The following is an 11,421-nucleotide window of genomic DNA, read 5'->3' on the forward strand; positions in this document are numbered from 1 at the left end:
GACTCCGACACGGCAGCACCCTTCTGTGCTGCAAGATGAGAGGGGGCAAGCCAAGGCAGGCGTTTGTCGCCGGGGACAGGAAAGGGCATGGATTCAGGACTCCGACACGGCAGCACCTTTCTGTGCTGCAAGATGAGAGGTGGCAAGCCAAGGCTGGCGCTTGTCGCCGTGGGCAGGAAAGGGCATGGATTCAGGACTCCGACACGGCGGGCAGGGCGCAGGGCCCTTGCGCAAGATGATGGATGGCAAACCAGAGCTGGCCCGCGGCGATGCCGCCGTCGTTGAGGGGCAGGGTCTGGCTGGTCAAGACTTCGCGCCCGGCTGCGTCGAGGTGGGGGATTAGCCAGTCCATCAGCACGCGATTCTGGAAGACGCCGCCCCCCAGCGCCACCGGATGGGCGGGGAAGCGTGCGGCCAGGGCGGTCACAAGCTCAGCGATGGCGTGGATAAAGCCGGCGGCGAGGTTCGCCACCGGTACTTCATTGCGCTGCCCGAGCAACTCGGCAATGAGCGGCGTCCAGTCGATCTGCAAGGGGCAGCCGGCCTGTTCGGTGATTGCAAAATGCAGGGGCCAGGGTTCGGCATCCGGGGTGAGGCGCAGGGCCGCCGCCTCCAGCAAGAGCCCGGCTTCCCCTTCGTAATCCGGGGTGTCGATGAGCCCCAAGAGGGCGGCCACGGCATCGAACAGCCGGCCCATGGAGCTGGTATGGGGGGCATTGCGGCCCAGGCGCCAGAGCTGGTGCAGATTGCTGATTTGTTCTGCGGGCAGTTGATTGATCGCCGGAATGCCGAGGGCGACTATCTCATCGGGCGACAGGGATTCGAACAGCAGGCCGAGCAGCTGGCGCACCGGCTTGCGGATGGCAGCCTCGCCGCCGATCAGCCGAAATGGCTTGAGGTGGGCGAGGCGCTCAAATCCTCGCACGTCGGCGAGCAGCAGCTCGCCCCCCCAGAGGGTGCCATCGTCACCCAGGCCGGTGCCGTCGAAGGCAAAGCCCAGCACAGGGCCTGTCATATCGTGCTCCGCCATCACCCCTAGCAAATGGGCGTGGTGGTGTTGCACCTCGAGGTGAGTCGCCCCCTCTGCCGCGCAATAGTCTTTGGCCCACCGATGGCTGAGATAACCGGGGTGGCGGTCCGATACCAGGGTACTGGGTTTGAGGTCGTAGAGGGTGCGGAAGGTCTCCAGGGTCTGCTCGAAGTGCTGCTGCATCGGCAGGCTGTGCAGATCCCCGATATAGGGGCTGTAGATCCGTTGGCGACCGAAGGCGAGCGCCAGCTGATTCTTCTGCTGGGCCCCCACCGCCAGCACGGATTGCTGTACCGCCTCCTTCAGGCTGGGGGTGCTGGGGGCGTAACCGCGGGCCAGCCGCAGGGTCTGCTGCCGTCCCCCCGCCCACTGCACCAGGCTGTCGTCGCAGGGGTGCAGGATGGGGCGATCGTGATCCAGGATACCGTCTATCTGGGGACCCATCTCGGCAACCACCGCCTCGCCCGCGATGAGAATGGGGCTGCCGCGACCATTGGCGCTGGTGGCCACCAGTGGGATGGCGCAGGCCTCCAGCAGCAACTGGTGCAGGGGGGTGTAGGGCAGCATGACGCCAAGATAGGGGATGCCGGGGGCGATGCCCTCGGCCAGTGGCAGCGTCCTGGCGGGCTGCTCACTCGATGGTTTCTTGCAAAGCAAGGTGATGGGTCTGGGCTGGGAGCTGAACAGTGCCCACTCTTCTGCGCCGCCATCCACGTGCAACCTGGCCTCGTCGAGAGAGCCCATCATCACCGCCAGCGGCTTGCGCTCGCGGCGTTTGAGTCGGCGCAGCCGTGCCACGGCCTGCTCGTTTCGGGCATCGCACATCAGGTGATAGCCCCCCATCCCCTTGACCGCGACAAGCTGACCGGCCTGCAGGGCCCGGGCGGCCGCTTGCAGGGCATCCTCTCGCTCGGCCAGGGCATCCCCGCTGCCTGCACGCCAGGTGAGCTGCGGGCCACAGGCGGGGCAGCTCACCGGCTGGGCGTGATAGCGCCTGTCCAGTGGATCCTCATAGGCGCGAGCGCAGTGCGGACACATGGCGAAATTCGCCATGGCGGTGTGGGGCCTGTCGTAGGGGAGACGGCGGATGATGGTGTAGCGCGGGCCGCAGTGGGTGCAATTGGTGAAGGGGTAACGATGGTGGCGATCCGCCGGATTGGCGATGTCCCGGGCGCAGGCCTCGCACATCCCCTGATCCGGCGAGATGGCGACGGTGGCGGCGCTTTGCTGCTCGCTGGCCCGGATATGAAAGGCGCCGTCGTAGTCGGGGTCATCGTCAAGGGAAAGCGCCCGCTCACCGAAGTGGTCGATGCGGCTCAGCGGTGGCGCCAGCTCCCGTAGCTCACGGGCAAAGGCGGCCAGCGCCTGGGGGGCACCCTCGGCCCCGATGGTGACACCGTTGGCGTCGTTGAGCACATAGCCGGTGAGGCCGTGACGCAGGGCCAAACCATAGACGAAGGGGCGAAACCCCACCCCCTGCACGATGCCGTCGAGGTGAAACTCGCGGCGCAGGCGGGACGTGTCTGGCTGCTGACTCATGGCTGCGCCTCGCAAGGTCGCGGCGCGTTCGCGGGCAGGCGCAGTACCCGCCGGTCGTTCTCTTCCCGCCTGAGCCAGCCATCCATCTCCATGCGAAGGCAGAACGGGATGGCGTATTTGCGCGACAGCCCGACTCTCTCTTTCAGTGATCCCATGTCGATCAGATCCCCCACCTGCTGGCCTGCCAGCACGGCCTGAACCATCTGTTGATAGAGCGCGGCATCGTAGTAGATGGGGCCTTCCAGCTGTACCAGGTACTTGAGTCTCGCCAGATTGCGCAACTGCTTCGGCAGTGCGCCCTTTTGTTGCAAACCCTGTGGCAGGCGCAGCTTGAGCACGGGGTCTATGGCCACGCCGCCGGGGCCCAGTTTACCGGGCTCATAGCCCTCCTTGCCTTGATCTCGCACCAGTTTGAGCACCAGCAGCGCCTCTTCCCCGAGATCATCTTCCGACTCGCCATCGCCCCGTTGCCACTTGTCGTGGTGCAGGCGAATACGCTGCGCTCCCTTGAGCCGTTGCAGCAGCAAGCCGATCAGGGCCGGGGCTACCTGCAACCGGTTGGCCAGCTCGGCAGCGCTCATGGGTTCGGTATCGAGGGCGTTTTCCACGGCCGTGAGGGCATCTGCAAGCCAGCCCGGGTTGACGACCCACTCCCCCAGAGGCTCGGCATCCGGGGGCAGGGCATCGAACGCGCTGGCGAGGGCATGCCCGCTGAGCGCCAGTTGCAAGCGGGCGGGGCTGTGGCCCGCGAGATCCCGGGGCAGGGCTCGCAGCAGATGGTGCAGCGCCCTGCGCCTGGCCGGATGAACGTCGCCGCACCAGAGTATGCGGGCGCCGTGCAGCAATTCGCTGCTGCCGTGGCGGATGATGGCAAGGGGCTGGCCGAAGAAGCAGGGAAGGGGGCTGGCAAAGCGAAGGCGCGCCAGCTCGGGCTGGTCATCGGCCTCGGCGGCGCGAAGATAGACCAGCTGGGCACGGCCGTGCCAGCTGCCGAGGGCCACTTCCACCTCCCGGTTGCGCCGCTCTCGCACCGGCCGAGCATCCTCCTCGAGTCGCACGATGAGCTGGGTCGCGGCGGCGGGGCCATCCTCGCCACCCAGGCAGTGCCCGCTGGCGCTGGCGAGGCAGTGGCCGCGAGCCACCTCCTTGTGGGGCACTTTTTTAAGCCCCACCGCCACCCGGCAGACGGCGCCAATCTCGTCGACCTGTCGGTGATAGGCCTGCAGGGAGCGCACCTGCACCTCACGGCCAGCGGGGTAAAGGCGCAGCTTGTCCCCCACCCGCAGGCACCCCTGCTGCAGGGTGCCGGTGAGCACGGTGCCGGTGCCGCTGGCGGTGAAGACCCTGTCCACATAGAGGCGGGGGGGCAGCTGCTCGCGGGCGGCCTGCACTGCTGCCACATCCGCCAGCTGGCGCACGATGGCGGTGTGCAGCATGCCTATGTTATGGCCGCTCTTGGCGCTGACGCAGACGATGTCCGGCACCATGCCGCTCTCGTCCATCACCCGCTCCAGCAACTGTTCTTCCAGTTGGGCCAGCTCAACCGGACTCACCAGATCGCACTTGTTGATGCACACCAGCAGGCGCGGCACCCCCATGGCCTTGAGCAGGCGCAGGTGATCGCCGGTCATGGGCATCCAGCCCTCGTCGGCGGCAATCACCAAGAGCACCAGATCCAGGCTCCAGAGCCCCGCCACCATGTTGCGCACATAACGCTCGTGACCGGGCACGTCGATGACCCCTATGGTATTGCCCAACCCGTCGTCGAAGTGGGCGAAGCCGAGATCCTGGGTCATGCCGATGGCCTGCTCGTGGGCGCGGGCGGTGATGATGCCGGTGAGAGCCTGGATCAGCAGGGTCTTGCCATGATCCACGTGGCCGGCGAGGCCGATGACGGCGCGATAGGAGCTCATGGGATCAGCGTGCCTCGTTCGAGATGCTCAGGGGATGGCTGGCCTGGGACGATTCTGTGGTGTTTTCATTGCATTGAACGGCATTTATCAGCGTTTTCAACTGGGAAATCAGCACCTCCATATCCTCTTCCAGCAAGGAGGCCATGTTGAGCAGCACTTGCTGCTGGCGCACGGTGGCGATCACCGGCACCGGCAATGCCCGCAGGGCGTCGAGCAGCTGCTGGGCGGGGCGAGGGTCGAGGCAGGCCAGCGCCGGGGCGGGGTAGAACTCGTCCGGCAAGGTGCCGCCCCCCACCACCAGCTGGGCCTGTACCTGCACGAAGCAACCGGGCAGGGCGCCCATCAGTCGCTCGGCCCGCTCCTGCATGGCGGCAGGATCCGAGAGGGTGCGCTGGGCGACCCCTTCGCCAGTCGGAGACTTGTTGAGCTTGTGGATGAGCAAGCGCTCGAGCAGGGAGTAGACGATGCGGCTCGGGCGGAAGGTGCGCATCATGGGGTGTTTTTCCAGCCGCTTGATGAGGTCGGCTCGGCCGCCGATGATGCCGCACTGGGGTCCCCCCAGCAGCTTGTCGCCGGAGTAGCAGACCAGATCCGCCCCCGCCTTGAGGTACTGGCGCACCGAGGTCTCGTCCGGTGCGAAGGTCTCGGTGGTGAGGCCGGAGCCCTGATCCACCGCCAGCACGATGTGATCCGGCAGGGCGCGGGCCACCTCGCCGATGTCGGGGGATTCGGTGAAGCCGCGAATGGCGAAGTTCGACCTGTGCACCATCAGCACCAGGGCCGTCTGATCCGTGATGGCATCGAGGTAATCTTTCGCCGTGGTGATATTGGTGGTACCCACCTCGACCAGGGTGGCGCCGGAGAGGGCGAGTATGTCCGGGATGCGAAAGCCGCCGCCGATCTGGATCTGCTCGCCCCGCGACACGATCACCTCGCGCCCCTTGGCCATCTCTTGCAGCAGCAGGAAGAGGGAGGCGGCGTTGTTGTTCACCACCAGGGAATCTTCGGCCTGGGTCAGGCTGGCGAGCAGGGGGGCGATCAGCCCCTTGCGCCCACCGCGCTTGCCGGTGGCAAGATCCAGTTCCAGGTTGTTGTAACCGGTGTTGAGTTCACGCACCTCGTCCCACAGCTGGGCATTGAGCGGCGAGCGCCCCAGATTGGTGTGCACCAGGGTGCCGGTGGCGTTGATGATCCGGGTCTGGCGCTGGCGCACCAGGCGCTGGCAGCGGGCGACGATCTGCGCCTCCAGGCTGGCGGGGTTCATGCCAGTCGTGCGAAAGCCCTCGCGCTGGCGCAGGTCGTTCAAGGTATCGCGCACCGCCTGGGTCACCAGGGGACGACTCAAGGATGCGATATAGGGGGCGAGAAAGGCTTGTTGCAGCAACTGCTCCACCTGGGGCAGGCGACAGTTAGCCTGCGGCTGGGAGGGCGTGCATTGATGGTCGGTGGCTGGCGCCTGAGGCTGGTTCGGCATGGAGTTACCCGGATTGTGCTGACGAAGGCACACCGGTTGACCGATAACTTGACCGAAGGAGTCGGTTATTTCCGCGATGACGCTTCTTACCCAAAATCAATAAACATCCAGTCTGGATAATTGAATCAGGTTAAGAGGAGTATTCGTCGGATTATATTAGCAAGCGGTGTGTCGTCTATTCATCCAATATATAAAAAGTGGCGGAAGAGGCAGGAATCGAACCTGCCAAAGCCTTCTCGGCTCACGTCGGTTTTGAAGACCGGGAGGGCCACCAGACCCCATCAACTTCCACTGAGGCCGCCATTTTGTGGCACTTTTTTGTGACTGGCAACGCTTTTTTGGTCATGAAATCCCGTTATTCGGCCATTTTTCCATGTATCTCCACAAGCGTTGTTTTATATCAAACATGGCGCAGTTAGCCCGAAGTTTTTATTGTCGCAACAGGCTGGGGTGAAATGAAGTGAGAATTATTTTTGATAGTGCGCCGGGCTTTATTTCTCGCTATTTTGAATATTCCATTGGGCAAAGCGTTTTATTAATCGCGCCGTATCCTGGGCCGCGTCCAGATGCTGGTGAAGATAATCCATGGCGCCGCTCACCATCTCGGTCATGGGGAAGGAGAACGCGACGATGGCCGGCTGCACCCCGACGAAGATCACCTCGGGTACGAAGGTCTTCAGCTCGTCGATGAGGAAATTGAGCGGCATGTTGTGGGTCGAGAAGATGAACATGTCGGCAATGGTGTCGGGGGGGATCACCTTAAGGGTGCCCGCCTTCTCGCCTATCTCGGCGGCGTCCACCAGTACGATGCGATCCGGTTGCAGCGCCCGCACCCGATGCACCATGTTCTCCGGCGCGATGCCGCCGTCGATGATCTCCCAACCGGGCAGGGGGCTTGCCTGCAACTTTTCCGCCAGATAAGGGCCGGCACCGTCGTCCCCCATCATGGTATTGCCCACGGTCAACACAAGATTGCAGCCCATCAGCGGCTCCTTACCATCAGGTACATATGGGGATCGTTATAGAGGGCGGTGAGCTGGTCCATGAAGGTGTCGGTCCAGCCCAGCTCCTGCTCGTCGAGCAGCCCTTCGGCCTTGCGCAGCCGGTCGAAGGCGCAGGCCAGCATGTGGCAGTGATCGCGATAGACGGTGATCTCGCCAAAGGTGAGAAAGCCCTCCATCTTGCGCCTTGCCTCGCTGCCCGCCGGCAGTTTCCCTACCCAGTCCCGATAGCCCGCCAGAGGGCAGGTGAGATCGGCGCGCAGGCAGTCGACGACCCCAAGGTGGTGGCCGATGGCGAGGCTGTAGTACATCACCTCTTTCGCCTCCTCGGGCACGTCGAACTGTTCGTCCACGAACTTGCGGGAGAGGCGATAGAAGAAGACCTGATCAGCCATGGGCGACCTCTCTCTTGCCCGCACCCCGGTTGAGGCAGGCGCTCGCCAGGTTGTTGACGATCTCGGAGAGGCGTGGGTCGTCGTGCTGTTGCAGATAGCCCTGGATGCGCAGGTCCACGTCTTGCTGGGTCGCGCCTTCGAGCAGCGCCATGAACTCATCGGCGATGATCTGCCCCTGACGGTAGCCCGCCATGCGGCGCGCCTCCCGCTCTATCATCACCCGGATCTCGCTCGGGATGCCGGTGTGGCGCAGTTCGACCCGCTCGCCCGGTTTGACCTCGTGGCTGGTGGCCTTCAGTTTCTGCTCGAGCAGACCCAGCGCCACCGCGAAGCCGTAGATGGTCGCCGCCGGGGTGGGGGGACAGCCGGGGATATAGACATCCACCGGCACTATCTTGTCGGTGCCGCCCCAGACGCAGTAGAGATCGTGGAAGATGCCGCCGTCGCAGCCGCAGGCGCCGTAGGCGATGCAGATCTTGGGATCCGGGGCGGCTTCATAGGCGCGCAGGGCGGGTACCCGCATGGCCCGGGTCACGGCGCCGGTGAACAACAAAATATCGGCGTGGCGCGGGGAGGCGACCACCTTGATGCCGAAACGCTCGGCATCGAACACTGGGGTGATGGTGGCGAAGATCTCGATTTCGCAGGCGTTGCAGCCGCCGCAATCCACCCGGTAGACGTAGGCCGATCGGCGAATGTCTTTGAGCAGTGTTTTCTTGAGGCGCGCGAGCTCGGGATCCTGCGCGAGCGGCACGGCCCGGCTATGGGCATCGCCGACGACCGGTTCTATGCCTTTGATTTGGCTCATTTCATCCACTCCTGTTGGGCATCCGGCCGGATCGGTTGATGCAGCATGCTCTGTTTGCGTTTGCACTCGGGGCAGTGGTGCAACCGCTGTGGGTAGGCCAGCGGCTTGGCCGCTTGCGCGAGGGTATCTTCCACCAGGGCGACGAGTCTGGCGGGGGCGAAGAAGGTGCCGCACAGCTCGCAGGGGGCCAGGGGGAAGCGGGCCTCCTCATAGAGATCGGCCTTGTTGGTTACCGCCAGCTCGAAATTCGGGGAGAGGGTTATGGCGTGGGTCGGGCACACCTCCTCGCAGCGGCCGCAGAAGATGCAGCGCGCCATGGAGAGCTCCCAGCGTCGCTCGCCACTCTCCATGTCGACTTCCATGATGAGGGCGTTGGCCGGGCAGGCCTTGGTGCAGGCGGCGCAGGCGATGCACTGATCCGCTTGGTGTTCGGGCTTGCCGCGAAAGTCCCGGTTCACCTCGAAGGGGGCGAAGGGGTATTTCGCCACCGGGGTGCCCGCCTTGAGGATGGTCTTGAACAGCTTGATCATGGTGACCCCTTATTTGAGCGGAGAGTGCTTGCGGTCGATGCCGTAGCGTTCGATCTCCTTGTAGGAGACCACGGTGGACTTGCCCTTCTTCGGGTCGACCAGGGTGACCCGGTCGGTGCAGGAGTAGCAGGGATCCAGGCTGCCGATGATGAGGGGCGCATCCGCCACCGTGTTGCCCCGCAGCATGTAGCGCAAGGCCGGCCAGTTGGCGTAGGTGGCGGCGCGGCAGCGCCAGCGGAACAGCTTCTGGTTGTCGCCGGTCATGCTCCAGTGCACGTTCTCCCCCCGGGGGGCCTCGGTGAAGCCCAGGGCAAACTTGCCCGGCTGGTAGGTGAAGCCCTCGGTGAGCAGCGGGCCTTCCGGCAGGTGGTTGAGGCCGAACTCAATCATGTCCAGGGAGTCGTAGAGCTCGTGGATGCGCACCAGCACCCGGGATTGCACGTCGCAACCGGCGAGGCTCTGGATCTCCATGGGGAGTTCCCGGTAGGCGGCAAAATCGTGGACCCGGCGCACGTCGCGCTTGAAGCCGCTCGCCCGCACCATGGGGCCGACGCAGCTGAAATCCCGCGCTACTTGCGGGTCCAGCTTGCCCACCCCCACCAGACGGGAGGAGATGTTGGCGGTGTCGAGCTGCATGGCCACCAGGGGTTTGAGCTCATCACGCAGTTCGCGCACCAGCTGGGCACCCTTGATGCGATCTTCCTTGAAGATGTCCCGGCGCACCCCGCCGATGAGGTTGAGGCCATAGGTCTTGCGGGCGCCGGTGAGCAGTTCGGCCAGGGTCATGGATTTTTCCCGCACCCGGAAGAACTGCATGAAGCCGGTATCGAAACCGGTGAAGTGGCTGGAGAGCCCGATGTTGAGGATATGGCTGTGCAGGCGCTCGACCTCCAGCAGCACGGCGCGGATCATCTTGGCCCGCTCCGGCACCGGGATACCCATGGCGTTCTCCACCGAGGTGGTGTAGGCGACGCTGTGGGTGAAGCCGCAGATGCCGCACACCCGATCCGTCAGAAACGCCACCTCGTTGTAGCCCATGCGGGTCTCGGCCAGCTTCTCCATGCCGCGGTGGACATAGAACAGCCGATAGTCGGCGTCGATGATGTCCTCACCATCGACGAACAGCCGAAAGTGACCCGGCTCGTCCGAGGTGATGTGCAGCGGCCCTACCGGCACGATGCGGTTGGCATCGCTGCCGAGCTCGTTGACGAAGGGGTAGGTCTCGGTCTCCGTGGTGGGCATGGGGCGCTGGCGATAGTCCATGGCGTCCTTGCGCAGGGGATGAATGTCGTCGGGCCAGTCATCCGGCAGTACCAGCCGACGCTCGTCCGGCAGGCCGACGGCGCGCAGGCCGTACATGTCGCGGATCTCCCGCTCCCCCCAGACCGCCGCCGGTATGGTGGGGGTGATGGAGGGGTACTCCTGCTCGATGGCGTTGACCAGTACCTTGACGGTGATCCAGCTCTTGGTCTCGGCCTCCATGGAGAAGACGTGATAGACCGCGAAGTGGCCGTTCAGGCTGCGCTCGTCATTGGCAAAGGAGACCGACAGCCAGCCGCCGAGTTTGTGGAACAAGATGCTGGTGAGGGCCACCAGATCCGTGGGTTTGACGGTGAGGGTGGCCTGATCGGCGGTTTGCCACTGCTCGTCGGTGATGGCGTGGGGCAGTTGCTGTCGCAACTGCTGGATATAGTCGCGGCCGATGCGATCTGAGATGGCGATGGTCATGCTGTTGTCTCGTTAAAAGCGGAAAAAGGGAGGAAGGCGGCCATGATTCAGACTCCGACCAGGTAGGCGAGCAGGGCCAGGAGGGCTATCCCTAAGCCATAGCGGGTCAGCCTGTGGGTGCGCACGAACTGGGTGCGGGCCATGGCGTTTTCGATGATGCCGGCGAGGGTGAAGACGATGACCAGCTTGCACAGCAGGATGAGCGCGGCCATCGCCAGGGCGGGCAGGCTGTCGCCGGTCGCCTTGCCAAAGGGGAGGAAGATCGCGAGGAAGAGCTGTACCACCACCAGTTGCTTGAGGCCGATGCCGAGCTTGAACAGGGCGAGCCCGGCTCCCGAGTATTCGGTCAGCGGCCCCTCTTGCAGCTCCTGTTCGGCCTCGGCGCAGTCAAAGGGCAGCTTGCCCATCTCCACGAAGACCGCGAAGGCGCAGGCGGCTCCCGCCAGCAGGGTGGCGATGGGCGCGGCCAGGGGCTGGGTCGCCACATAGGTGCTGATGTTACCGAGATCCGAGCTGCCCACCATCATCACCATGACGAAGCAGGAGAGCACCAGTATGGGTTCGACCAGGATGCCGAGGGTCAGCTCGCGGCGGGCACCCATCCCGGCAAACATGCTGCCGCTGTCGAGCCCGGAGAGGGAGAAGAAGAAGCGGAAGATGGCGAACAGATAGATATCGGTGATGAGATCCCCGGCGATGGGGAAGGGGGACTCCCGGGTCAGGGTCGGCAGTGCCATGGCCACCAGCAGCAACGCCGCGATGAGCAGGGAGGGGGTCAGGTTGAAGATGATGCCAGCGGGCTCCGGGGTCACCTCCTGGCGACGCAGGAGCTTGGCGATATCCCGGTAATCCTGCAGCAGTCCCGGCCCCTGGCGCGAGTGCATCCTGGCCCGCAGCACGCGGTTGAAACCGGTGGCGAGGGGGGCCAGGGCCAACATGGCGAGGGCCTGGGTGAGGGCGAGGGCCACCATGCCCCAGCTCGGCATTTCAAGAACAGCCATGA

The 11,421-nt window shown here is 64.5% G+C and carries 9 protein-coding genes and 1 tRNA gene; all 10 read right to left on the reverse strand.

Annotation, left to right across the window (positions count from 1 at the left end):
• Positions 1 to 190: 190 nt before the first annotated feature.
• The gene (hypF, locus tag ACW5W7_RS02680; RefSeq protein WP_456500682.1) at positions 191 to 2,569 is read right to left on the reverse strand and encodes a carbamoyltransferase HypF; all 2,379 of its coding nucleotides are present in this window, start codon (positions 2,567 to 2,569) and stop codon (positions 191 to 193) included.
• Entirely contained in the window at positions 2,566 to 4,482 is a 1,917-nt protein-coding gene (locus tag ACW5W7_RS02685; protein ID WP_456500683.1) for a SelB domain-containing protein, read from the reverse strand. Before ACW5W7_RS02685 ends, hypF begins: the two co-directional genes overlap by 4 nt.
• Before the next feature lie 4 nt (positions 4,483 to 4,486).
• A complete protein-coding gene (selA, locus tag ACW5W7_RS02690; protein ID WP_456500684.1) occupies positions 4,487 to 5,956 on the reverse strand; it encodes an L-seryl-tRNA(Sec) selenium transferase in 1,470 nt (489 codons plus the stop codon).
• Positions 5,957 to 6,154: 198 nt separating this feature from the next.
• A tRNA-Sec gene (locus tag ACW5W7_RS02695) sits at positions 6,155 to 6,246 on the reverse strand.
• Positions 6,247 to 6,447: 201 nt separating this feature from the next.
• On the reverse strand, positions 6,448 to 6,939 hold the full coding sequence (gene hycI / locus ACW5W7_RS02700; protein ID WP_456500685.1) for a hydrogenase maturation peptidase HycI: 492 nt from the start codon (positions 6,937 to 6,939) through the stop codon (positions 6,448 to 6,450).
• Positions 6,939 to 7,352: a formate hydrogenlyase maturation HycH family protein gene (locus ACW5W7_RS02705; protein ID WP_456500686.1), complete on the reverse strand. Its 414-nt coding sequence runs from the start codon at positions 7,350 to 7,352 to the stop codon at positions 6,939 to 6,941. The genes hycI and ACW5W7_RS02705 overlap by 1 nt, the downstream gene beginning before the upstream one ends.
• Complete coding sequence (locus ACW5W7_RS02710) at positions 7,345 to 8,160, reverse strand: NADH-quinone oxidoreductase subunit B family protein (RefSeq protein WP_456500687.1); 816 nt, start codon at positions 8,158 to 8,160, stop codon at positions 7,345 to 7,347. Before ACW5W7_RS02710 ends, ACW5W7_RS02705 begins: the two co-directional genes overlap by 8 nt.
• Entirely contained in the window at positions 8,157 to 8,690 is a 534-nt protein-coding gene (locus tag ACW5W7_RS02715) for a formate hydrogenlyase complex iron-sulfur subunit (protein WP_456500688.1), read from the reverse strand. The genes ACW5W7_RS02710 and ACW5W7_RS02715 overlap by 4 nt, the downstream gene beginning before the upstream one ends.
• Positions 8,691 to 8,699: 9 nt before the next feature.
• Positions 8,700 to 10,418 carry a hydrogenase large subunit gene (locus ACW5W7_RS02720; RefSeq protein ID WP_456500689.1) on the reverse strand — a complete coding sequence of 573 codons (1,719 nt, stop codon included), beginning with the start codon at positions 10,416 to 10,418 and terminating at the stop codon, positions 8,700 to 8,702.
• 47 nt (positions 10,419 to 10,465) lie between these two features.
• A complete protein-coding gene (locus ACW5W7_RS02725; RefSeq protein WP_456500690.1) occupies positions 10,466 to 11,419 on the reverse strand; it encodes a respiratory chain complex I subunit 1 family protein in 954 nt (317 codons plus the stop codon).
• Positions 11,420 to 11,421: the final 2 nt, after the last annotated feature.

The organism is Aeromonas intestinalis, assembly GCF_054052485.1.

Bases quoted from the DNA above. Each gene is read 5' to 3' on its own strand.
- hypF (WP_456500682.1), bottom strand. From the start codon at position 2,569: ATGAGTCAGCAGCCAGACACGTCCCGCCTGCGCCGCGAGTTTCACCTC.
- ACW5W7_RS02685 (WP_456500683.1), bottom strand. From the start codon at position 4,482: ATGAGCTCCTATCGCGCCGTCATCGGCCTCGCCGGCCACGTGGATCAT.
- selA (WP_456500684.1), bottom strand. From the start codon at position 5,956: ATGCCGAACCAGCCTCAGGCGCCAGCCACCGACCATCAATGCACGCCC.
- hycI (WP_456500685.1), bottom strand. From the start codon at position 6,939: ATGGGCTGCAATCTTGTGTTGACCGTGGGCAATACCATGATGGGGGAC.
- ACW5W7_RS02705 (WP_456500686.1), bottom strand. From the start codon at position 7,352: ATGGCTGATCAGGTCTTCTTCTATCGCCTCTCCCGCAAGTTCGTGGAC.
- ACW5W7_RS02710 (WP_456500687.1), bottom strand. From the start codon at position 8,160: ATGAGCCAAATCAAAGGCATAGAACCGGTCGTCGGCGATGCCCATAGC.
- ACW5W7_RS02715 (WP_456500688.1), bottom strand. From the start codon at position 8,690: ATGATCAAGCTGTTCAAGACCATCCTCAAGGCGGGCACCCCGGTGGCG.
- ACW5W7_RS02720 (WP_456500689.1), bottom strand. From the start codon at position 10,418: ATGACCATCGCCATCTCAGATCGCATCGGCCGCGACTATATCCAGCAG.
- ACW5W7_RS02725 (WP_456500690.1), bottom strand. From the start codon at position 11,419: ATGGCTGTTCTTGAAATGCCGAGCTGGGGCATGGTGGCCCTCGCCCTC.